The organism is Streptomyces sp. NPDC002032 (genome assembly GCF_042890765.1).
Taxonomy (GTDB): Bacteria; Actinomycetota; Actinomycetes; order Streptomycetales; family Streptomycetaceae; genus Streptomyces.
The window spans coordinates 98,074-119,252 of the sequence record NZ_JBIASM010000001.1 but is presented as its reverse complement, the minus strand read 5'-3'; the positions used below and the strand labels follow the sequence as shown (position 1 = coordinate 119,252).

Genomic DNA, 21,179 nt, shown 5'->3' with positions numbered 1-21,179 from the left:
GGGGGGGCCGGGGGGACGGGGGGGGGGCACGGGGGGGGGGGGGGGGGGGTTCGGGGGGGCGCCCCCCGGGGGGGGGGGGGCGGCCCGGGCGGCCCCGGGGCCGCCCCCCCCCGCCGCGTTCCCGTCCGCCCTCCCCCACCCATCAGGAAGGACCCCCATGGCCCGGATGCCCTCGGCCGAGCGGCGCCGCCAGCTGACCGAGGCGGCGATCCGGGCGATGACCCGCGACGGCGTCGCGCGGACCACGACGCGTTCGATCGCCGCCGAGGCGGGCGTGTCCCTGAGCGTCTTCCACTACTGCTTCGAGTCCAAGCAGGCGCTGCTCGAATCCGTCATCGAGGCGATCACCGCCCACTACGTCACGGTGGTCAGGGAGGCCATCCGGCCGAGGGCCACCGTGCGCGAGACCGTCCGCGCCGGCTTCCAGGCGTACTGGGACCACGTCCGCGAACGGCCCGGCGAGCACATGCTGACGTACGAGCTGACCCAGTACGCCCTGCGCCAGCCCGGGTTCGAACACCTGGCGCGCCGCCAGTACGAGCTGTACTGCGAGACGTACGGGGAGCTGCTGTCCCAGCTGCGGCTAGAGATGGACCTCGAACTGCGCGTCCCGGTGCCGGTGCTGGCCCGCTACCTGGCCGCCATGACCGACGGGCTGACCCTGAACGTCCTCGTCCTCGGCGACGCCAGGGAAACGGCCGGGCTCCTCGACATGGTCACCGAGCACGTCGCCGCCCTGATGGAGCCGGCCGCGACGGGCCCGCTGCCGCTCGGTGCCCGTCCGCGGCCGCTCAGTGCGGATCCGCTGCCCGCCACACCGTGGTGACGTTGCAGAACTCGCGGATGCCGTGCCCCGACAGCTCCCGGCCGTACCCGGAGCGCTTGACCCCGCCGAACGGCAGCGCGGGATGGGAGGCGGTCATGCCGTTGAAGAAGATCCCGCCCGCCTCCAGGTCGCGGACGAAGCGTTCGGTCTCGTCCTCGTCGCGGGTCCAGACGTTGGAACTGAGGCCGAAGGGCGTGTGGTTGGCCCGCTCGACGGCCTCGTCCAGGTCCGCCACCCGGTAGAGGGTGGCGACGGGGCCGAAGGTCTCCTCCTGGTCGACCCGCATGTCCGCGGTGACGTCGGCCAGGACCGTGGGGGCGTAGAACCAGCCGCCCGGGTGGCCGGACGGGCGCCCGCCCCCGCACAGCACGGTGGCCCCCTTGCGCACGGCGTCCTCGACGAGTTCCTCCACGTCGGCCCGGCCGGACTCGGTGGCCAGCGGGCCGACGTCGGTGGATTCGAGCATCGGGTCGCCCACCGTCAGCGCCTCCATCCCGGCCGTGAAGAGCCGGGCGAACTCGTCGTAGACGTCGGTGTGGACGATGAACCGCTTGGCGGCGATGCAGGACTGGCCGTTGTTCTGCACCCGGGCGGTCACCGCGGTGCGGGCCGCACGGGCGATGTCCGCCGAGGGCATGACCACGTACGGGTCGCTGCCGCCCAGCTCCAGGACGGTCTTCTTGACCTCGTCCCCGGCGACGGAGGCGACCGCCCGCCCGGCGGGTTCGCTGCCCGTCAGTGTGGCCGCCGCCACCCGCGGGTCGCGCAGGACGGCCTCGACGGCGCGCGAGCCGATGAGCAGGGTCTGGAAGCAGCCGCGCGGGAACCCGGCCCGGTGGAAGAGGTCGCCGAGGTAGAGGGCCGTCCGGGGGACGTTCGAGGAGTGCTTGAGCAGGCCCACGTTGCCGGCCATCAGGGCGGGCGCGGCGAAGCGGACGACCTGCCAGAGCGGGAAGTTCCACGGCATCACGGCGAGCACGACGCCCAGCGGCCGGTAGCGGACCCGCACGCCCGAGGCGCCCGCGTCGCGCACGTCGTCGGGGGCGGGGTGTTCGTCGGCGAGGAGGGACTCGGCGTGGGCGGCGTACCAGCGCATCGCCTTCACGCACTTGGCGGCCTCGGCGCGGGCCGCGGTCAGCGGCTTGCCCATCTCGGTGGTCATCGTGCGGGCGATGTCCTCGGCCTCGGCCTCCAGGAGGGCGGCCGCGCGGGTGAGCAGCGCGGAGCGTTCGGCGAAGGTGGTGCCCCGGTAGGCGCGGGCGGTGCGCGCGGCCTCCGCCAGGGCGTGCTCGATGCCGGCGGCGTCGAGCTCGTCGTAGGAGCTCAGCGTCTGGCCTGTCGTGGGGTTCACGGTGGCGATGGGCATGGTCCGGCCTTCCTGGGAGGTAACCGCCCCACCGACCCTGCCCCCGGGGCCGCCGCCGCGCAACGCGTGGGACGGGGCGCCGGGCGCCGGAGGAGGCCGGTGACGGGCCGGCCCTTGCGCCGCCGCCCCTCGCGCACGAGCGGCCGGCCGGGGGAAGCGCGACCGCCGGTGGACGGGGGCGCCGCCCCCGACCGGGCCGGCCACCTGCTGAGACCGCCCCGCTCCGCGGCCCGTCCCGGTCGCACAATGGGTTCAGGGGCCCGGCCCGGGCGAGGACGGCGGGAGGTACGTACCCAGTGGACGATCAGGCACGGGACGCGACGGAGGACCGAGGGCCATGGGCGGCGGCGGTCCTGGCGGGCCTCGCCGCGGCCGAGGACATCGAGCGGACGCTGGCCGACGCACTCGATCCGCGCCCCGACCTGCGCGCCGAGAACGGCGTCCGGCGCGCCCGGGCCGTCCACGCGGCGGCGCTGGGATTCGGTCCGGCCGGCTGCGCGGCGGCCGCCGGGATCCCGGAGGCGATGCTGGCGCGCTGGCGCGCACAGGACCCGGCCTTCGACACGGCGCTCACCTCCGCGTCCGCGCTGGCCCCGGCGCACCAGGCCGGCGGGATCGGCGGCTTCGGGCTCCGCCTGCTGCTCCAGGCCGTGGCCCGGGGCGTGCACGCCGGCAGCGCCGCCGCGATCGTCGGACTGCGCCCGGACCAGCTGTTGCGGCTGCGCCGGGCCAACCCGCGGGTCTCGGCACTGCTCGACGCGGCCGTCCGGCAGGCCCGCGGCCGGCGCGGCACGGAGCGCAGGCCCCGGCGCGGCCACTCCTACCGGCTGGTCCAGGTGGCCGACGCCGGATCCCGGGAGACGGCCGACTGAGGAGACCGGCGAAGGGAGGTGGGCAGGGGGCCGGGGAAGGGACCGGCTACGGGCGGCGGCGCGGCTTGCCGCGGTTGCCGGCCTTCGGGGCGGCCGAGCCGCCCCGGGCGTTCTTGCCGGTGGGCTTGCCCGTGGGCTTGCCGCCGCTCTTGGCGCCCGACGCGTTGCCCCCGGACTTCCCGGCGCCCGCCTTGCCCCCGGCGGCCTTGCGCTGCTTGGGCTGGGGCGGTGTCGGCGGACGGCCGCGGGTGCTGTTCACCGTCCGGCCCCGGACGATGCCGATGAACTCCTCCACCAGGTCGGTGGTCCGCTCCTCGGGCCAGGACAGCGCGATGCGGGACGCGGGGGCGTCGGTGACCGTCCGGTAGGTGAGGTCCTTGCGGTGGTGCAGCCGGGCCAGCGACTGCGGGACGAGCAGGACCCCGATGCCCGCCGCCACCAGCTCGATCGCGTCCGCCGTGGTGGCGGGGCGCTCGAAGGCGGGGCGGCCCGGCAGGGCCTCCCAGCCGAGGACGTCGTCGAGGGGGTGCAGCACGATCTCGTCGGCCAGGTCCTCGGTGGACACCTCTTCCACGGCGGCCACGAGGTGGTCCTTCGGGATGACCACCACGGTGGTCTCGGTGTACAGGGGGATCGCGCTGAGGTCCGCACCGTCCACGGGCAGCCGGACGAAGCCCGCATCCGCCTCACGGGCGCGCAGCGCGCCGAACGCCTCGGTGGCGCTCACGCCCACGAGGGTCAGCGGGACGTCGGGCAGCCGCTCGTTCCAGATCCGCACCCACTTGGTGGGCGTCACTCCCGGGACATAGGCGAGCCGGAACGAAGGGGGTACATCCGAGCCTGTCACTCCGCCAGGTTACCGGTCGTGGTCGGAGGTAGCGCACACGCTCGATACCCTTGACCCCATGACGTCGCACCAGAGCACCCAGACGATGAAGCCCGCCACCGCGGCGAAGAAGCTGGGTGTGTACCTCGAAGCCACCCCCGCAGAGTTCCAGGAGGGTGTGGTTTCGCGCTCCGAGCTGAACGCACTCCAGTCCGAGCCGCCCGCCTGGCTGGTGGAACTGCGCCGCAACGGCCCGCACCCGCGGCCCGTCGTGGCGGCGAAGCTCGGCGTCTCCATCGCCGGTCTCGCCCGCGGCGGGATCACCGAGGCGCTGACCACGGACCAGATCGAGGCCATCAAGCAGGACGACCCCGAGTGGCTGCAGAAGGAGCGCGCCACCCAGGCCGACGTCCGCAAGGAAGCCGTGCGCATCAAGGAGAAGAACGCGCAGAAGGCCCAGAAGCAGACCGAAGACCCCCGCTAGTCACCGCTGCGCGGACCGCCTCGCGCGGTCCGCATCGTGAAATCCCGTGGACGCCGGGGGCGGGCTCAGCAGACTGGTCGGATGATCGGACCGGACGCCAAGGAAGACCTCCACGTCTACCTCCGGGACGCCCGTGACGTCCTGCTCTGGAAGCTCGAAGGGCTCTCGGAGTACGACGTCCGCCGTCCCGTCACCCCGAGCGGCACCAATCTCCTCGGGCTCGTCAAGCACGCGACCGGCGCCGAGGCCATGTACTTCGGCGCGACCTTCGGGCGCCCCTTCGAAGCCCCGGGGCTGTGGATCACCGGGGACGCCGAGCCCAACGCGGATCTGTGGGCCACGCCCGACGAGACCCGTGAGCAGGTCGTCGGGCTCTACCGGGCGGCCTGCGCCCACGCGGACGAGACCATCGCGGCGCTGGACCTGGACTGCGTCGGCCGGGTCGGCTGGGGCGACCGCGGCGAGGTGACCCTGCACCGCAGCCTCGTCCACATGATCGCCGAGACCGACCGGCACGCCGGCCACGCCGACCTCGTACGGGAGCTCATCGACGGCCGGACGGGCCTGCGCCCCGGCGCCGAGAGCCTGCCCGTCGCGGGCGCGGCGTGGTGGCGGGAGCACCGGGCCCGGGTGGAACGGGCGGCCCGGGAGGCCGGACGGGCCGACGGCTCCGCGCCCTGACGACGGCCCGGGCGGCCGCGCCGGAAGCCGCCGGCCGGGCAGCGCCCCCAGCCCCGCCTCGTAGACCCTGACCACCACGGACGCGCCGATCGCCCCGAGGGCCGGCACCCGTGGCGCCTCCTCCCGCTTGGTCCGGCCTGGTCCGGCCTGTGGCCCCGATGCCGTCCGTGCCGGGCCTCCGCATCTCCCCTCACCCCCACCTCCCACGGCGGGCCCGCTCCTCTGAAACCCGTTCGGCCGTGGGGCGTTAGAAGGGCGGACACGCGTGCCACGAACGAGTACGAGGAGCGAGATGACGGACCCCACGCAGGCCGGAACCGGCCGCGGGAGACTGGCGGCCCACTGCCGGCGCATCACCGACGACCCGTCGTTCGGGATGGCCGTCTTCGTCGTGATCCTGCTCAACGCGGGGCTGATGGGGGCGGAGACGTACAGCGGGCTGGCCGTCGCGCACCGCCAGGTGCTGCAACTGGCCGAGGAGGGCTGCCTGACCCTGTTCACGCTGGAGATGCTGCTGCGCCTGGGGGCGTACGCGGACCGGCCGAAAGCATTCTTCCGGGACCCATGGAACATCTTCGATCTGCTGATCGTCGCCTCGGCGTTCCTGCCGTTCCTGCGCGAGAACACCACCGTGCTGCGGCTGCTGCGGCTGGCGCGCGTGCTGCGCACCGCCCGTTTCCTGCCCCACCTGCGGATCCTGCTGATCGCGGTCGGGCGCAGCCTGCCGGGCACCGCGAGCTTCCTTTTCGTGGGCGCGCTGGTGGTGTACGTGTACGCGATGGTCGGCTGGGTCTGCTTCGCGCAGTCCGATCCCCAGCACTACGGGTCGATCGGGCGGGCCGCGCTCACCCTGTTCCTGCTCACCACCCTGGACGGGCTGACCGATGCCGTCCGGGCGGGGCTGGAGATCTCCCGGTTCAGCATCATCTACTACGCCTCCTACGCCCTGCTCGCCTCGTTCGTCCTGGTCAACGTCCTGATCGGAGTGGTGCTCAACTCCCTTGACGAGGCGCGGGAGATGGAGGAAGCCGAGGCCCGGGCCCGGGAGCGGGCCGCGCGGGACACGGACCCGGCCGACGAGGTCCGGGAGCGGATCGCCGCCGCCCGGCTGGCGCTGGACGACCTGGAGGCGAGCCTCGCCCACGTCCGGCCGGCGCCCGCGGCGGACGCCGCCGCCGGCCGGGGGCCGGAGCGGCAGCTCGAATCCGCCGTGTAGCCGGCCGAACCCCCGGCGCCCGGAATGTGACGGAAGTCTGACGGGCGGCCGTCCGCTCTGGTGCCGGGGCGCCGACGGTGGTCGAATCGCCGGGTGAGCACAGACACGCGTACGGAGGATCCCGACGGGCACGGCGCCCCGGTCGGGCGCCGGCTGGTCCTGGGCACGGTGGCGCTCGGCGCGGCCGCGCTGGTGGCCGCGCCGGCGCTGCGCCGCGCGGTGGAGGGCGGGCTCGGCGCGGCCGCGGGCAAGGATCCGACCGGCCTGACCGGGCTGCTGCCGAACGGCGGCGGGTTCCGTTACTACTCGGTCGCCTCGTCCGTCCCCCGGCGCGCCCCGGCCGACTACCGGCTCACCGTCGACGGCCTGGTGGACCGGCCGGCGACGTACGACCTGGACGCCCTGCGGCGGCTCCCGCAGACCCGGGTGGTGCGCGACGTGCAGTGCGTCACCGGCTGGCGGGTGCCCGGCACGCCCTTCGAGGGGGTGCCGGTGGCGCACCTGCTGGACGCGGCCGGGGTCCGGCCGCAGGGCCGGGCGATCCGCTTCAGCTGCTTCGACGGCACCTACACGGAGAGCCTGACGCTGCCTCAGGCGCGGCGCGCGGACGTCATGGTGGCGCTGCGCATGCGGGACGCGCCGCTGGGGCACGACCACGGCGGACCGGCCCGGCTGTACGTCGCGCCGATGTACTTCTACAAGTCGGCCAAGTGGCTGTCCGGCATCACCGTCACCGACGGGGTGGAGCCGGGCTACTGGGAGCGGCTCGGCTACGACGTCGACGCCTGGGTCGGCCGTTCGAACGGACGTGACGATGCCCCCACGGTCTGAGCTCCGGCCCGATCTCCCGCCTGATCTCCCCGCTGATCTACCGCCCCGCGTGCGCCGCTTCAGCGGGGCCGAGCGCTGGGTCCACCGCACGACGGCCGTCCTCGCGGGGGTGTGCGCGGGATCGGCCGCCACCCTGTACCTGCCGCCGCTCGCGGAGCTCGTCGGGCGCCGGCACCTGGTGGTCACCGTCCACACCTGGTCGGGGCTGCTGCTCCTGGTGCCGTTCCTGCTGGGGCTGCTCTCGCGCGCCTTCCGCGCCGATCTGCGGGTGCTGAACCGGTTCGGGCCGCACGACCGGGTCTGGCTGCGGTCGGCCCTGCGCCGCCGCGGGCCGCGGCCGGCCGGCAAGTTCAACGCGGGCCAGAAGGTCTACGCGGCGTGGCTGGCCGGAGCGGTGCTGGTGATGCTGGGGACCGGGCTGCTGATGTGGTTCACCGGGCTGGCGCCGCTGGTGTGGCGGACCGGGGCCACCTTCGTCCACGACTGGCTGGCCCTGGCCCTGGGCCTCGTCCTGGCCGGGCACATCGGCAAGGCCCTGGGCGATCCGGAGGCCCGGCGGGGCATGCGCACCGGCCTCGTGGGCCGGTGGTGGGCCGAGGCCGAACATCCGCTGTGGCGGCCCGGGGAGTGAGCCGGGCCGCCCGCCCCGGGCCCCGCCGGTCGGGCGGCGGCCCGGGGCGGGCGGGTGGCGGGCGGGTGGCGGCGGGGTCAGCCGCCGTCGCGGACGGCGACGATGCCGTTGAACACGCCGACGTAGGCGGTGCCGTCGGGGCCGAGGGTGATCGGCGCCCAGTTGTTGTCGTACAGCGGGCCGGTGCCGGTCAGCTGCCGCCAGCGGCGCTCACCGGTGCGGAAGTCCACCGCGGTGAGGTACCAGGCGTCGATGCCCCAGGCGTTGGGCTCCTTCTCGTAGAAGTAGAGCAGCCCGTTGCCGGTGGAGAGCTTGGGGACGACGGAGGGCGCGCGGACGTCGCTCGTCCAGACCGTGTCGCAGCCGCTGCCGTCGGGGCGCACGTCGATGCGGCTGACGCCGCCGGTGACGGACTTGCCGAGCAGCAGCGAGGTCGGGTTCTCGTAGCCGTAGTTGTTCTCGACGACGATGCTGTTGCCCCAGGTGATCAGGGAGTTGTCGGTGGTCGAGGCGCCGGAGCCGAAGACGGGCACCTTGCAGACCAGCCGCCGGTCGGCGGGCACGTCGTTGCCCCGCTTGTAGACGAGGACGTTCATCCGGTCGTCGGCGTTGTCGGTGATGGCGACGTAGCCGTTGCCGAACAGGTCCGGGGTGGTGCCCGAACCCTGGTTGACGGAGCCGGGCTTGGTGCCGGTCCCGCGGTCGTAGGTCTGGCGCCACTGGGCCTCGGGGGTGCCGTCGGCGGTGGCGCGGAAGCTGTAGAGCGCGTGGTCGGTGACGATGGAGACGCCGTCCTCGGCGACCGAGAAGGAGTTCTGGATCTCCTCGCCGGCGAGCCGGACGGAGCGGATCGTCCCCGTGCCCGGGTCGACGGTGCCGACGCGGCCCTGGCGGGTGACCCACCAGATGCGGCCGTCCCAGTCGGGCATCACGGAGGTGACGGGGTCACAGCTGCCGCTGGGCCACAGGTTGGTCCAGCTGACGCAGTCGTGCGGGACCTGGCCGGTGAGGTCCCAGTCGTCGTCGACGGTGAACTTCCAGCTGCCGTCGGGGTTCTGGCCGTGGGACAGGCGCAGGACGTGCTGGCGGGAGTCGGCCAGCACGGCCCGGTCCTGGTCGTCCAGGTAGAAGTAGGCGCCGCCCGAGGTGTCCTTGAAGATCTTCGCGAAGTCGAGCGAGGTGATCGCCTCGACCGTCGAAGAACGCTGCGGGAGCTGGTATTCCGCGAGCGTGGCGAGCGTGCGGGGCTCCAGGAGCTTGACCTTGAAGCCGGAGAAGGTGCCGCAGACGGTGACCAGGCGGCCGCCCGCGTCGAAGGTGGCGGTGGCGCACTCGCCGCCGAGGGCGGCGATCTTCTCACTGGTGACCCGCGGGTTCCTGCCGAGCGGGCCGGACCACGGCGAGGTGGCGCTGCCGGCCGCGTCGGAGTGCATGCCGCTGCGGCCGTTGGGCGCGAGGTGGGGGTGCTGCGGCGGGGCTTCGCCCGGCAGCGGCGCGGGGGCGGCCGGGGCGCCGTCGTAGTGGCTGACCAGGCGGTGGCCGGGCGCCTTGGGGATCTCCTCGGCCTGGGCCGGGGCGGTCCCGTACATCACCGTGAGTGCGGCGAGGGCGGGGACCACGGCGCAGTTCAGCGTTCTTCGGAACATCCGGGCATCCTCCTTGTCCTTCGGATTTGCTGACAATGTGTCTGACATCGCGCCGCCGCCAGACGCTAGATCGCACTGCCCGAGGAGTCCATGGAGGAGCCGGATGATTCACGAAGGCGCAACAAGTCGATCATCCGGCGCCGCGGCCGGTGATCTCCTTCCAGTGGAGGGTGCGGTCGCACCAGCGGCCGAGGAGCACCGGATCGTGGCCGACGGCGAGCAGTCCGGCGCCGGCCTCGGCCCGGTACTCCTCGACGACCGCGACGAGGGCGGCCGTGGTGGAGGCGTCGAGCATCGCGGTCATCTCGTCGCAGACCAGCCAGCGCGGCCGCAGCACCAGCGCCCGGGCCACGCAGGCGCGTTGCAGCTGTCCGTCGCTCACCTCGTGGGGCCGCCGGGCGAGCAGGTCCGGGCCGAGGCCGACCCGCTGCGCCAGCTCCGGCACGGTGGCGGCCACGGCGTGACGACGGCCCGTGGCGCGGAGCGGTTCGGCGACGAGGTCGTACAGCCGCAGGCGGGGGTCGGCCGAGAGCCGGGGCTGCTGGAAGACGACTCCGACCTCGGTGCGCAGGGAGCGCGGGGCCCGGTGGCGGAAGCCCGTCACCGCGCGGCCGTCGAGGGTCACGCTCCCCCGGTCGGGCCGGTGCAGCAGGGCCGCCACCCGGGCCAGGGTGGACTTGCCGCAGCCGCTGGGCCCGAGCAGGCCGAGGGCCTCGCCCGGGCGCAGCGCGAGGTGCGCGTCCCGCACGACGGGCTCGCGGCGGTGGTATCCGGCGGTGATGCCCTTGAGCTCAAGCACGGTGGCAGGCCACCCCTTCGGTGAGGGCGGGCCGCACGGTCCGGCAGGTGTCGTCGGCCAGGGCGCAGCGCGCGGCGAAGGCGCAGCCGGGCGGGAGGTTCCCGAGCTCGGGCGGGGCGCCGGGGACGGGGGTGAAGGCGCGTTCGGGGAGGGCGTCGAGCAGGCCCCGGGCGTAGGGATGGCGGGGTCCGGGCGCGCCGAAGAAGGCGTCGGCGGGCGAGAGCTCCACGATCCGGCCCGCGTACATGACGGCGACGGTGTCGGCGACGCGGCGGGCGGCGGCGAGGTCGTGGGTGATCATCAGCAGGGCCCGGCCGGCGTCCCGGGTGTGGGCGCGCAGTTCGTCGACGGTGCGGTGGACCAGGTCCCGGTCGAGGCCGGTGGTGGGCTCGTCGGCCAGCAGCAGGGGTGCGTCCCCGACGAGCGCGAGGGCGGTGGCGGCGCGCTGGGCGAGGCCGCCGGAGAGTTCGTGGGGGTAGCGGTCGAGGTGGCCGGCGGGGAACGCGGCCCGTTCGGCGGCGGCTTCGGTGGCGGCGCGCAGCCCGGCCCTGCCGCCCTCGGGCGGGGCCAGTTCCCGGACGGTCTCCGCCAGCTGGGAGCGGACGGTGCGGACCGGGGTGAGGTGCGCGGCGGGGCTCTGCGGGACCAGGCCGACGCGGCGGCCCCGTACGGTGCGGGCGAGGGTGCGTTCGTCCGCGGCGAGCAGGTCGAGGCCGTCGGACAGCAGCGCCGATCCGGCGGTTTCGGCATTGCCGGGGAGCAGGCCGAGCAGGGCGGAGGCGAGGACGGACTTGCCGCAGCCGCTCTCGCCGACGAGGACCAGGCAGCTGCCGGGGCGCAGCCGGAAGGTGGCGTCGGTGACGGCCTCGACGTAGCGCCCGGCCCGCATCCGGAAGCGCACCGAGAGCCCCTCGACGCGCAGTACGTCGGGGGCCGCGGGGGGCGGGGGTGTGTTCACAGGGTCAGCTCCGAGCGGCGGCGTGGGTTCTGGCGGTCGCGCCAGGCGCCCGCGAGGCCGGCGAGGGCCAGCGTCGCGGCAATGAGCAGCAGGCCGGGGAAGAGGGTGGGCCACCAGTCGCCGGCCGGCAGCGAGCCACGCCCGCTCTGGACGAGGGTGCCGAGGCTGGCCTGCCGGGCGGGCAGGCCGAGGCCGAGGAAGGAGAGGGCGGACTCGTGCCACATGGCGTGCGGGATCATCAGCACGGCGGCCAGCCCGGCCTGCGGCAGCACCCCGGGCACGAGGTGGCGTACGGCGACCCGCCACCGCGAGGCGCCGCCGGAGACGGCCGCGTCCACGTACGGGCGGCCGCGCAGGGAGAGCACCTCGGCGCGCACGATCCGGGCGGTGGACAGCCAGTGGGTCAGCGCCACCGAGACCACCACGGGCCAGACGCCGGGCCGGAACAGGGCCACGATGAAGATCCCGAGCAGCAGGTGCGGGATCGAGGACAGGGCGTCGACGGCGCGCATGACGAGCCGGTCGGTCCAGCCGCCCAGGGCCCCGGCGGCGGCGCCCACGGCGGTGCCGAGGACGGTGGCGGCGAGCGCCGCCACGAGGCCGACGAGGAGGGAGACCCGCAGCCCGTAGACGCAGCGCAGGAGCAGGTCGCGGCCGACGTCGTCGGTGCCGAAGGGGTGCTGCGGGGAGGGCGGCAGCAGCTTCGCGGAGAGGTCGACGGCCTGCTGGTCGAGCTGCGCCAGTGGGGGCACCAGCAGGACGGCGAGGGCGATCACGGTGAGGACGGCGGCCGAGGCGCGCGGGCGCAGGGCGGGGGTGGCGCGGTGGCCGGAGCCGTGGCGGCGCCACCGCACCGGGGGGCGGGAGGTGTCAGCCATCGAAGCCCACCCTCGGGTCGGCCAGCCCGTACAGGAGGTCGGACAGCAGGTTCCCGGCCAGTACGGCGGCGGTGGCCAGCACGGTCAGGGCGGCCAGCAGCGGGAAGTCCACCGAGGTGGCGGCCTGCACGGTGGCGGCGGCGATGCCGGGCCAGCTGAACACGGTCTCCACGAGCAGGGCGCCGGTGATCAGTTCGGGCACCCGGGAGCCGATGAGGGTGAGCACCGGGAGCATGCCGGAGCGCAGCCCGTGGCTGAGCAGGACCCGCCGCTCGGCCAGTCCCCGCGCCCGGGCCCCGCGTACGGGGTCCTCCGCCAGGGCGTCGGCCACGCCCTGGCGCACGTAGAGGAAGAACCAGGGCAGTTGGGAGATGCCGAGCACGAGCGCGGGCAGCACCAGGTGCCGGGCGACCTGTCCGGCGGTGACGGTGTCGCTGGCGGCGTCGGTGAGCCCGCCGGAGGGCAGTACGCCGAGGCGTACGGCGAAGAACCAGATGGCGAGCAGGCCGAGCCAGAAGACGGGGGCCGCTTCCAGGGTGTAGGCGAGGGCGGACGCGCCGCGGTCCAGCAGGCCGCCCTGGCGGCGGGCGGCGAGCACGCCGAGGACGGTGCCGAGCAGGACGGCCAGGGCGAAGGCGCAGCAGGCGAGCAGCGCGGACCAGCCCAGGCGGCCGGTGATGACGTCGGTGACGGGCTGGCGCATGACGGAGGAGGTGCCGAGGTCGCCGGTGAGCGCCGAGGTCAGCCAGTGCCACCAGCGGGCGACGAGCGGCTGGTCCGCACCGAGGTTGGCGCGCAGCTGGTCGAGTTCGGCCTGCGAGGCGGTCAGCCCGGCGGTGCCCGCGTAGGCCTTGACGGGGTCGAAGGGGGACAGCGCGGCGACGGCGAAGACGCCGAAGGTGACGACGAGCAGGACGGGGGCGGCGAACAGGGTGCGCCGCCCCGCCATGCGTGCCATCGGCCCCCAGGGGAGGCGGCGGTTCACTTCTGCTTCGGCTTCCAGTGCTCGACGTTCCACCAGGGGCCGGAGCCGAGGCCGTGGTCGTGGGGTTCGACCTGGGTGCCGGGGCCGTCCCACTTGTCGTTCACGACGTAGAGGTGGTCGATGTGGGTGAGGAAGACGTAGCCGGGGTTCTTGACGAGCTCGCGCTGCACGGTGTCGTAGGCGGCCTTGCGCACGGCCGGGTCGCCGCTCTCGCGGGCGTCGGTCAGTGCCCGGTCGACCGCCGGGTTGTCGTACCGGGCCATGTTGTTGAAGCCGTCGCCCGCGAGGGCGGAGTTCAGCAGCAGGTACTGGTCGAAGTCGGGGTCGGCCGGGGAGCCGCCGCCGGCGAGGACGGCGTCGGTCTTCATCCGGGGTTCGATGACCTCCCAGGTGCCGGCCTCCGTCCTGACCTCGATGCCCGCCTTCTTGGCGTCGGAGGCGAAGGCGAGCGCGTGGTCCTGGCGGATCTTGTCGCCGGTGGTGTACCAGAGCGGGAAGGAGGCGCGGACGCCGTCCTTGACGCGGATGCCGTCGGCGGCGGGCCGCCAGCCGGCGTCGTCGAGGAGCCGCTTGGCCCGGTCGAGGTCGTGGGCGCGCTCGGTGCCGGGCGTGAACCAGGGGCTGTCGGTGGGGACGGGGCCGTAGGCGGCCTTGCCGGCGCCGTCCAGCAGCTTGTCGACCATGGCCCGGCGGTCCACGGCGAGGTCGAGGGCCTGGCGGACGGCGGTGTCCCCGGTGACGGCGTGGGCCGTCGGGAGGGTCACGTTGCGGTAGTCGAAGGTCTTCGCGGCGTAGGTCGTGCGGGTCTTGTCGTCGGCGAAGCCCCGGGCGAGGGCCGGGGGCAGGATCGCGGCGTCGAGTTCGCCGGAGCGCAGCCGGGTGGCGCGGACGTCGTCGTCCTTGATGACGGCCATGGTGAACTTCTTCACGGCGGGTTCGCCGCCCCAGTAGGACGGGTTCGCCCTGAAGGCGATCTTCTCGCCCTTGGACCAGCCGGCGAGCAGGTAGGGGCCGGTGCCGATCGGCCGGGTGGTGAACTCGCCGCCGTTGACGTCCTGCCCGGCCGCCACGTGCGCGGGGGCGATGGGCAGGACGGTGCGCTCCGCGAAGGGCGCGTAGGGGTACTTGAGCGTGAAGACGACCCGGTCGGGGGCCTCGGCGGTGACGCTCTCGATCGCGTCGAGCTCGGTCTTGGAGGCGTTGTTGGTGCGCGGGTCGAGGATCGTGCGGTAGGTGAACTCGACGTCCTTCGCCGTGAAGGGCTCCCCGTCGCTGAACTTCACTCCCCGGCGCAGCCGGTAGGTGTACGTGCGGCCGTCGGCGGAGACCTCGGGGAGGGCCTCGGCGAGCGCGGGCTTCAGCTTCATGTCCGCGTCGTGGGTGAGCAGCCCGTCGAAGATCTTGGAGTTGCCGTCCTTGCCGTAGCCCAGCAGCGGGCTGAGGGTCTCGGGCTCGGTGGCGATGCCGACCACGGCGGAGTCGGCGGCCGTCGCCGCGGGCCCCGAGGGGTTCGAGCAGGCCGTGGCGCCCGTGGTGAGTACGGCGGCGAGCGCGGCCGCGGCCGCTCCCCGTATGGTCCGGGCCGTCATGCTGTGCACATCCCTGTTCACGGTCATCTGTTATTGCAAAGAGATCGCAATAATGCCAGACGGGATCAGAAGACGACGAACCCGGCCACATCGCCGTCGGCCCCGCCGCTCCCGGGCCGCCCGGCCGTCCCGCCGGCCGCAGGGGTCTTGCCCGGCCGGCGCCGCGCGTGCCATATATGTCTAGACCTTTACGCGGCAACCCTCGGCCAGGAAGCGCAGGAAGCCACCCCGTGCGACGCCCCGCTCCCCCACGCACCCTCACCGCGGCCCTCGCCCTCTGCCTGGCCGCCGGAGCGCTGGGAGCCGCCTGCGACAGGGCCGACACCCGGCCCCCGCACCCGCCCGGCGGGCTCACCGCCCAGGCGGGCAGCGCCACTTCGGTCCACGTCATGTGGCAGTCCGCCGATCCCGCCGACGGGGTCACCGGCTACCAGGTGTTCCAGGGCGGGCAGCTGGTGCGCGAACTCCCCGCCGACAAGACGATGGTGGACGTCACCGGACTCGCCCCGCGGACCGCCTACGCCTTCAGCGTCCGCGCCCGGGACGCCGCCGGGAACCGCTCCGCCCTCAGCTCCCCCGCCCGGGTCACCACCCCGGAGGCCAAGCCCGAGGACCACCGGGCCCCCACCGCCCCACCCGCCACCACCGGCCGGGCCGAGGGGCCCCGGAGCGTCCGGCTGGAGTGGGCCGCCGCGACGGACGACACCGGCGTGACGGCGTACGACGTCTACCAGGGCGGGATCGGCATCCACACCACGGGCTCCGGTGAGCGCGCCACCACCCTGACGGGCCTCCAGCCGGGCACCGCCTACTCCTTCACCGTCCGGGCCCGCGACGGCGCCGACAACTCCTCCCCGGACGGCCCCGCCGTCGCCGTGACCACCCCGCCCGACCCGGCCCAGGGCCCCGGCACCGCACCCGGCGCGTTCACCGCGACGGCCTCCCCGCGCGCGGTCGAGATCACCTGGACCCCGCCGGACACCGGACGGCCGACCGCCGAGTACCAGCTCTACGTCAACGACCGGCCCGTCACCGTCATCCGGTTCGGATCCGGAGCCATTCCCTCCGGCCGGGCCTCCTACCGCCTCGACACGACCGAACCGGCCGGGACCGTCTGGACCCTCAAACTCCGCGCCCGGCTGCCCGACGGCAACTGGGGAGCCTTCGGCGAAGAGCGGCGGATCACGCTCGCCGGCTGAGCACCCCGTCCCGCCGGGACCCCGATCCCACGCCGATCCGACGCGAACGGCATTGCCGCGAAAGAAGATCGCGCACAATACAACCGTGTTCGGTGAGTACTCGGTCAACGACAGTCAGGCAGACTCCGCGAGCGGCGGCCCTGCGCCAGACTCTGGCGCCGTGCCGGGAAACCTGCCGCCGGAGGCGGCGGGCTTCGTCGGCCGGGAGCCCGAACTCACCCGGCTGGAAGCCCTGTTGGACGACCGAAGACTGATCACCCTGACCGGGGTGGGCGGCGTGGGCAAGACCCGCCTCGCCCGCCGCGCCGTCGCCCGCACGGCGGCCCGGCCCGACGGCATCTGGTGGGTGCGGCTCTCGCCGCTGCGCGACCCGCAGTTGCTCACCGCGACCGTGGCCCACGCCGTCGGCCTCGCCGACCACTCCGCGCACCCCCTCGACGAGGAGCTGTGCGCCTGGATGGCCGACAAGGAGCTCCTCCTCGTCCTCGACACCTGCGAGCACCTCGTCTCCGCCGTGCGCCACCTCGCGGCCGAACTCCTCCAGTCCGCACCCGGGCTGACGGTACTGACCACCTCCCGGGAGCGGCTCGGCTCCCCCGGCGAGAGCGTGCTGGAGGTGCTTCCACTGCCCTTCGAGGGCCCCGACAGCGACGCCCTGGCCCTCTTCAAGGCCCGCGCCCTGGCCGCCGCCCCCGGGGCGGCCGCCGTCTTCGCCGACCCCGGACGGATCCACGTCGCCGCCGAGGTCTGCCGCCGCCTGGACGGCATCCCGCTCGCCCTGGAACTGGCGGGCGCCCGGCTGCGGCTCTGGAGCGTGGAGCAGCTGGCGCAGCGGCTCGGCACCCGCTTCGAGGTCCTCAAGGGCGGCCGGGCCGCGCGGCCGCCCCGGCACCGCACGATGCGCACCGCGATCGGCTGGAGCCATGAGCTGTGCGAACCGGTGGAACGCCTGCTGTGGGCCCGGCTCTCGGTGTTCACCGGCGACTTCGACGTGGCCGCCGCGCGGGCCGTGTGCTCCGGCGGGCCCCTGGCCCCGGCCCGGGTGGAACGCGTCCTGGACGGGCTCGTCGCCAAGTCCGTCGTCCGGCGCTCCGAGGAACGCGGCGCGGGCGCCCGCTACCTGATGCTCGACACCATCCGCGAGTTCGGCCACGACTGGCTCGCGGAACTCGGCGAGGTCGCCGCCGTGGCCGACCGGCACGCGCACTGGTACGCCACCCTCTGCCGGGCCGCCGACCAGGGATGGCTGGGCCCGGGCCAGGTGGACTGGTACCGCAGGACGACCGCCGAGCACGCGCAGCTGCGCACCGCCCTGGAGCACCTGCTCGCCGCCGACCCCGCGGCGGCCCTGGAGATGGCCGGAGCCCTGTGGTTCTTCTGGTTCGCCTGCGGCCACGTCCACGAGGGCCGGGGCTTCCTGGACCGGGCCCTGGCCGGGGCCCCGCCCGGAGGCGCCGCGTACGCCCAGGGGCTGTGGGCGGCCGGGCTGACGATGCTGCTCCAGGGGGACATGGACCGGGCCCGGGAGACCGGCGCCCGCTGCACCCGGGTCGCGGCCGGGCTGGCCGACCCGGAGCCGGAACTGCGCGCCGCCTACCTGGGGGCGGTCTCGGTCCTGATGCCGGGCGACCCCGAGACGGCGCTCGCGCTGGCGGGGCCCCGGGCCCGGGCCGGACACGGCGGGCGGACCAGCGGGCCGGGCTGGCTGCTGTGCCGGCTGGCCACCGGGTACGCCCTGTGCGACCTCGGGCGCTTCGAGGAGGCCGCCGAGGAGGCCCGGGGGCTGCGCGAGTCCTGCGCGGAGCTGGGCGAACGGTGGCTGCGGGCGTACGCGGACTACATCCTGGCCGTCGCCGCGCTGGGGCTCGGCCAGCACGGGGAGGCCGCCCGGCACGTACGGGCCATGCTCTCCGGCAAACGGCTGCTGGGCGACCGCTTCGGCATCGCGCTCGGCCTGGACGTGCTCGCGGCGGCCGTGGCGGGGCTGGGCGACGGGGAACTGGCCGCGCGGCTGCTCGGCACCGGGCACGCCTGGTGGCGCACCGTCGGGCGGCCGCAGATGGGCGGCTCGCCCTCGCTGACGGCCCTGCGCGACCAGGGCGAACGCCAGGCGCGGGCGGCGATCGGCGACGCGGCGTACGAAAGCGCCTTCCTGGCAGGTGCGGCGGCGTCCACCGGCTGAGGTGCGGCCGGTGGACGCCGTGATCTTCCCGGAGCTCCCGTCAGTACGGGAGGGGTCTGCCCGACGGTGTACGGAGGTCCAGGTCTCGGGGGGCGGGCTTGGGGACGGGCTTGCGGATCAGCTGCTGGCGCATGCTGCCTCCTCGGCTCAGACCAGGGCCGGCCGACGGGGTTCCACCGTCCGGCCTTCGGGGAGCAGTTCACCGGTGTCGTCGAACACCACCACGCCGTTGCAGAGCAGGCTCCACCCCTGTTCCGGGTGGGAGGCCACGGAGCGGGCAGCGTCGTGATCGGCGCTGTCGGCGGGCGGGCAGGGGGGCTGGTGGGAGCACATGGCGACCTCCTCGCAGAGTGGGGCGGGAGGGCCGGTGGTCACCCGGTCGAATCCGCGATCCACGGTGGCGGTGAGTATTACTGATCGCCACCCCCGGACGGAACCCATATTCGTGGTCCAGTTCAGGGTGTGTATGCCCGCTTACCATGCGCTCATGCCCGTCATCAGGATCATTCGCCGCAGTCCCCTCCCGCCGGCCGAGGCCTGGCGGCGGGTGACGGACTGGGAACGGCACGGTGCCCAGGTCCCGCTCACCCGGACGATCATCGATACGCCGCCGCCGACGGGCAGCGGAACGCGCTTCACGGCGCGCACGGGCGTGGGCAGGATCACCTTCGACGACCCCATGGAGATCGTGCGCTGGGAACCGCCGCGGCTGGTCCGGCTGGAGAAGCGCGGCCGGGTCGTGACGGGCTGGGCGGAGATCGAGGTCCGCGCCGCCGCAGACGGGGGCACGGAGGTGCACTGGCGCGAGGAACTGCGCCTGAGCGCCCTCCCGCGCTTCCTCGACCCCCTGACGGCCCGGGCGGGCCGGGTCCTCTTCGGGCACGCCCTCACCCGCCTGCTGCGCGCCTGAGCCCCCCGGCTAGGGTGCCGTGATCACCGCACGATGATCACCGCGCACCAGGAGACCACCGTGGCCACACCACCGCCACCGCCGCCCCCGCGGGAGCCGGGCCCCTCCGGCCCGTACGGGCAGCACGGCCCCTACGGCCCGGCGCCGGGGCCGCAGGGTCCGTACGCCGACCCGCGGGCGCGGGGGCCGTACGCCCCGCCGCAGGCGCCGCCCGGACCGTACGGGCCGTACGGTCCGCCGGGGCCTGCGGGGCCGCAGCCGGGCGGCTACGTCCACCCGTACTCGCCCGGCACCGTGGGCTGCCGGGTGTGCGGGGCGGTGCCCGCCGCTCCCGCCACGGTCCGGGGCCACCAGGGCCTGATCGTGCTGATGCGCTTCCTGAGCGCCCCGGGGCCGTTCTGCCGCGACTGCGGCACCTCCACGTATCGGCGGATGTCCGCCGACACCCTGTGGCAGGGGTGGTGGGGTCCGCTGTCGTTGTTCATCACCCCGGTGACGCTGCTGGTGAACCTCGGCCCGCGCGCGGCCTTCCGCCGGCTCGGCCCGCCGGTGGGCGGCTTCCGGCCCCCGCTCGATCCGGGGCGGCCGCTGTGGCGGCGGCCGGCCGCGCTGCTCTTCCTCCTGCCGGCGGTGCTCCTCCCCCTCGCCGTCGCGGCGCTCCTGGTGATCGGCCTGGTGGCGGGAGGGGAGGAGCGCGGGGCGAGCACGCTGACCGTGGGGCAGTGCGTGCGCAACGCGGGCGACTGGCACGACCAGGACCTGCGGGTGGTGCCGTGCGGCGCGGCGTCGGCCGAGCTGCGCGTCACGCGGCTGCTGGAGCCCGGGGCGACCTGCGCGGACGGGGAGTTCTACGCGGACCTGAAGTACGGCCCGGGCGGCGTGCGCACCAACTGCCTCGCCCCCGTGCGCTGACCGCGGGCGCGGTAGCGGTAGCGGTAGCGGTAGCGGTAGCGGTAGCGGGAATCGGGAAGGAGGGGCGGGGCCGCCCGGCCCCGCCCCTCCTTCCCGGCCGCGGCTAGCGGATCGGCATGCCCGAGAGGGTGCGGGCGATGACGAGGCGCTGGATCTCGCTCGTCCCCTCGAAGATGGTGTAGATCGCGCTGTCCCGGTGCATGCGCTCCACCGGGTACTCACGGGTGAAGCCGTTGCCGCCGAGGATCTGCACCGCCTGGGCGGTGACCTTCTTGGCCACCTCGCTCGCGTAGAGCTTGGACATCGAGCCCTCCGCCGAGGTGAAGGGCTTGCCCGCCACCGCCATCCAGGAGGCCCGCCACACCAGCAGGCGGGCGGCGTCGATCTGCGTGCGCATGTCGGCGAGCTGGAAGGCGACGCCCTGGTTGTCGATGATCGGGCGGCCGAACTGGGTGCGGGTCATGGCGTAGTCGAGGGCGACCTCGTACGCGGCCCGCGCCGTGCCCACGGCCATCGCGCCGACGGCCGGCCGGGAGGCCTCGAAGGTGGCCATCGCCGCGTTCTTCACGCGCTCGCCGCCGCCGGCCGCCGCCCGCTCGCGGGCCCGGGCGAGCCGCTCGTCGAGCTTGTCCTTGCCGCCGAGCAGGCAGGAGCCGGGCACCCGTACGTCCTCCAGGACCACTTCCGCGGTGTGCGAGGCGCGGATGCCGTGCTTCTTGAACTTCTGTCCCTGCGACAGGCCGGGGGTGGCCGGCGGCACGATGAAGGAGGCGTGCCCCTTGGTGCCGAGCTCCGGGTCCACGACGGCGACGACGATGTGGACGTTGGCGATGCCGCCGTTGGTCGCCCAGGTCTTGGTGCCGTTCAGCACCCACTCGTCCTTGGCCTGGTCGTAGACGGCCCGTGTGCGCATCGCCCCGACGTCGGAGCCGGCGTCCGGCTCGGAGGAGCAGAACGCGGCCACCTTCACGTCGTCCGGGGTGCCGTACATCTGCGGGATCCAGGTGCCGATCTGCTCCTCGGTGCCGTTGGCGACGACGCCGATGGCCGCGAGACCGGTACCGACGATCGACAGGGCGATGCCCGCGTCGCCCCAGAAGAGCTCCTCCATCGCCATCGGGATGCCGAGGCCGGTGGGGTCGAAGAACTGCTGGGCGTAGAAGTCCAGGGAGTAGATGCCGACCTTGGCTGCCTCCTGGATGACGGGCCACGGAGTCTCTTCCCGCTCGTCCCATTCCGCGGCCGCGGGCCTGATCACGTCGGCGGCGAAGCCGTGGATCCAGTCACGGACCTGCTTCTGGTCGTCGTTGAGCTCCATGGTGAACTCCGCCATGTCCCCTCCAGCTGTCTCACACGGCCACCGACAGGCCCGCTCCCGCGAGTTACTG

21 protein-coding genes are annotated in these 21,179 nt (G+C 74.6%); 11 read left to right on the top strand and 10 right to left on the bottom strand.

All coding sequences use genetic code 11. The features are described 5' to 3' along the window. Nucleotides 1–157 precede the first annotated feature (157 nt). Nucleotides 158–826: a TetR/AcrR family transcriptional regulator gene (locus ACFYYT_RS00600; protein ID WP_351826019.1), complete on the top strand. Its 669-nt coding sequence runs from the start codon at nucleotides 158–160 to the stop codon at nucleotides 824–826. On the opposite strand, the gene ACFYYT_RS00595 is transcribed toward ACFYYT_RS00600, so the two are convergent. After that, nucleotides 792–2,192, bottom strand: a complete 1,401-nt coding sequence (locus tag ACFYYT_RS00595) for an NADP-dependent succinic semialdehyde dehydrogenase (protein ID WP_351826018.1) — start codon at nucleotides 2,190–2,192, stop codon at nucleotides 792–794. The two genes, ACFYYT_RS00600 and ACFYYT_RS00595, sit on opposite strands and share 35 nt — an antisense overlap. Before the next feature lie 296 nt (nucleotides 2,193–2,488). Between ACFYYT_RS00595 and ACFYYT_RS00590 the strand changes: the two genes are divergently transcribed. After that, nucleotides 2,489–3,064, top strand: coding sequence for a hypothetical protein (locus ACFYYT_RS00590; protein ID WP_351826017.1), 576 nt, complete (start codon nucleotides 2,489–2,491; stop codon nucleotides 3,062–3,064). A gap of 46 nt (nucleotides 3,065–3,110) precedes the next feature. Here the strand turns inward: ACFYYT_RS00590 and ACFYYT_RS00585 are convergent, their stop codons facing one another. Next, nucleotides 3,111–3,911 (bottom strand): LysR family substrate-binding domain-containing protein, encoded by an 801-nt coding sequence (locus tag ACFYYT_RS00585; protein WP_351826016.1) that lies wholly within the window; start codon nucleotides 3,909–3,911, stop codon nucleotides 3,111–3,113. Nucleotides 3,912–3,969: 58 nt separating this feature from the next. On the opposite strand from ACFYYT_RS00585, the gene ACFYYT_RS00580 reads away from it, so the two are divergent. The 5 genes from ACFYYT_RS00580 to ACFYYT_RS00560 all read left to right on the top strand — a co-directional run bounded on the left by ACFYYT_RS00580 (nucleotide 3,970) and on the right by ACFYYT_RS00560 (nucleotide 7,733). After that, a complete protein-coding gene (locus ACFYYT_RS00580) occupies nucleotides 3,970–4,374 on the top strand; it encodes a DUF5997 family protein (RefSeq protein ID WP_351826015.1) in 405 nt (134 codons plus the stop codon). 81 nt (nucleotides 4,375–4,455) lie between these two features. Then, the gene (locus ACFYYT_RS00575; protein ID WP_351826014.1) at nucleotides 4,456–5,055 is read left to right on the top strand and encodes a DinB family protein; all 600 of its coding nucleotides are present in this window, start codon (nucleotides 4,456–4,458) and stop codon (nucleotides 5,053–5,055) included. Nucleotides 5,056–5,347: 292 nt separating this feature from the next. Next, nucleotides 5,348–6,271 carry an ion transporter gene (locus ACFYYT_RS00570; RefSeq protein ID WP_351826013.1) on the top strand — a complete coding sequence of 308 codons (924 nt, stop codon included), beginning with the start codon at nucleotides 5,348–5,350 and terminating at the stop codon, nucleotides 6,269–6,271. A gap of 93 nt (nucleotides 6,272–6,364) precedes the next feature. Further along, nucleotides 6,365–7,102: a molybdopterin-dependent oxidoreductase gene (locus ACFYYT_RS00565; RefSeq protein WP_351826012.1), complete on the top strand. Its 738-nt coding sequence runs from the start codon at nucleotides 6,365–6,367 to the stop codon at nucleotides 7,100–7,102. Further along, complete coding sequence (locus ACFYYT_RS00560; protein ID WP_351826011.1) at nucleotides 7,086–7,733, top strand: cytochrome b/b6 domain-containing protein; 648 nt, start codon at nucleotides 7,086–7,088, stop codon at nucleotides 7,731–7,733. The genes ACFYYT_RS00565 and ACFYYT_RS00560 overlap by 17 nt, the downstream gene beginning before the upstream one ends. A gap of 77 nt (nucleotides 7,734–7,810) precedes the next feature. On the opposite strand, the gene ACFYYT_RS00555 is transcribed toward ACFYYT_RS00560, so the two are convergent. From ACFYYT_RS00555 to ACFYYT_RS00530, 6 genes are all read right to left on the bottom strand, one after another. Beyond that, nucleotides 7,811–9,379: a hypothetical protein gene (locus ACFYYT_RS00555; RefSeq protein WP_351826010.1), complete on the bottom strand. Its 1,569-nt coding sequence runs from the start codon at nucleotides 9,377–9,379 to the stop codon at nucleotides 7,811–7,813. Between the two features lie 130 nt (nucleotides 9,380–9,509). Then, a complete protein-coding gene (locus ACFYYT_RS00550; protein WP_351826009.1) occupies nucleotides 9,510–10,178 on the bottom strand; it encodes an ATP-binding cassette domain-containing protein in 669 nt (222 codons plus the stop codon). Then, on the bottom strand, nucleotides 10,171–11,067 hold the full coding sequence (locus ACFYYT_RS00545) for an ABC transporter ATP-binding protein (RefSeq protein WP_351826026.1): 897 nt from the start codon (nucleotides 11,065–11,067) through the stop codon (nucleotides 10,171–10,173). The genes ACFYYT_RS00550 and ACFYYT_RS00545 overlap by 8 nt, the downstream gene beginning before the upstream one ends. A 65-nt stretch (nucleotides 11,068–11,132) precedes the next feature. Further along, nucleotides 11,133–12,014 (bottom strand): ABC transporter permease, encoded by an 882-nt coding sequence (locus tag ACFYYT_RS00540; protein ID WP_351826008.1) that lies wholly within the window; start codon nucleotides 12,012–12,014, stop codon nucleotides 11,133–11,135. Further along, nucleotides 12,007–12,999 carry an ABC transporter permease gene (locus ACFYYT_RS00535; RefSeq protein WP_351826007.1) on the bottom strand — a complete coding sequence of 331 codons (993 nt, stop codon included), beginning with the start codon at nucleotides 12,997–12,999 and terminating at the stop codon, nucleotides 12,007–12,009. The genes ACFYYT_RS00540 and ACFYYT_RS00535 overlap by 8 nt, the downstream gene beginning before the upstream one ends. After that, nucleotides 12,996–14,588 (bottom strand): ABC transporter substrate-binding protein, encoded by a 1,593-nt coding sequence (locus ACFYYT_RS00530; protein WP_351826006.1) that lies wholly within the window; start codon nucleotides 14,586–14,588, stop codon nucleotides 12,996–12,998. The genes ACFYYT_RS00535 and ACFYYT_RS00530 overlap by 4 nt, the downstream gene beginning before the upstream one ends. A 230-nt stretch (nucleotides 14,589–14,818) precedes the next feature. On the opposite strand from ACFYYT_RS00530, the gene ACFYYT_RS00525 reads away from it, so the two are divergent. Continuing rightward, a complete protein-coding gene (locus tag ACFYYT_RS00525) occupies nucleotides 14,819–15,787 on the top strand; it encodes a fibronectin type III domain-containing protein (protein ID WP_351826005.1) in 969 nt (322 codons plus the stop codon). 160 nt (nucleotides 15,788–15,947) lie between these two features. Then, on the top strand, nucleotides 15,948–17,969 hold the full coding sequence (locus ACFYYT_RS00520; protein ID WP_351826004.1) for an NB-ARC domain-containing protein: 2,022 nt from the start codon (nucleotides 15,948–15,950) through the stop codon (nucleotides 17,967–17,969). Between the two features lie 147 nt (nucleotides 17,970–18,116). Here the strand turns inward: ACFYYT_RS00520 and ACFYYT_RS00515 are convergent, their stop codons facing one another. Next, nucleotides 18,117–18,302, bottom strand: a complete 186-nt coding sequence (locus ACFYYT_RS00515) for a DUF5999 family protein (RefSeq protein WP_351826003.1) — start codon at nucleotides 18,300–18,302, stop codon at nucleotides 18,117–18,119. Between the two features lie 154 nt (nucleotides 18,303–18,456). On the opposite strand from ACFYYT_RS00515, the gene ACFYYT_RS00510 reads away from it, so the two are divergent. Next, the gene (locus ACFYYT_RS00510; RefSeq protein ID WP_351826002.1) at nucleotides 18,457–18,879 is read left to right on the top strand and encodes an SRPBCC family protein; all 423 of its coding nucleotides are present in this window, start codon (nucleotides 18,457–18,459) and stop codon (nucleotides 18,877–18,879) included. Nucleotides 18,880–18,912: 33 nt separating this feature from the next. Next, complete coding sequence (locus tag ACFYYT_RS00505) at nucleotides 18,913–19,791, top strand: hypothetical protein (RefSeq protein ID WP_351826001.1); 879 nt, start codon at nucleotides 18,913–18,915, stop codon at nucleotides 19,789–19,791. Between the two features lie 103 nt (nucleotides 19,792–19,894). Here the strand turns inward: ACFYYT_RS00505 and ACFYYT_RS00500 are convergent, their stop codons facing one another. Then, entirely contained in the window at nucleotides 19,895–21,124 is a 1,230-nt protein-coding gene (locus tag ACFYYT_RS00500) for an acyl-CoA dehydrogenase family protein (protein ID WP_351826000.1), read from the bottom strand. Nucleotides 21,125–21,179 lie beyond the last annotated feature (55 nt).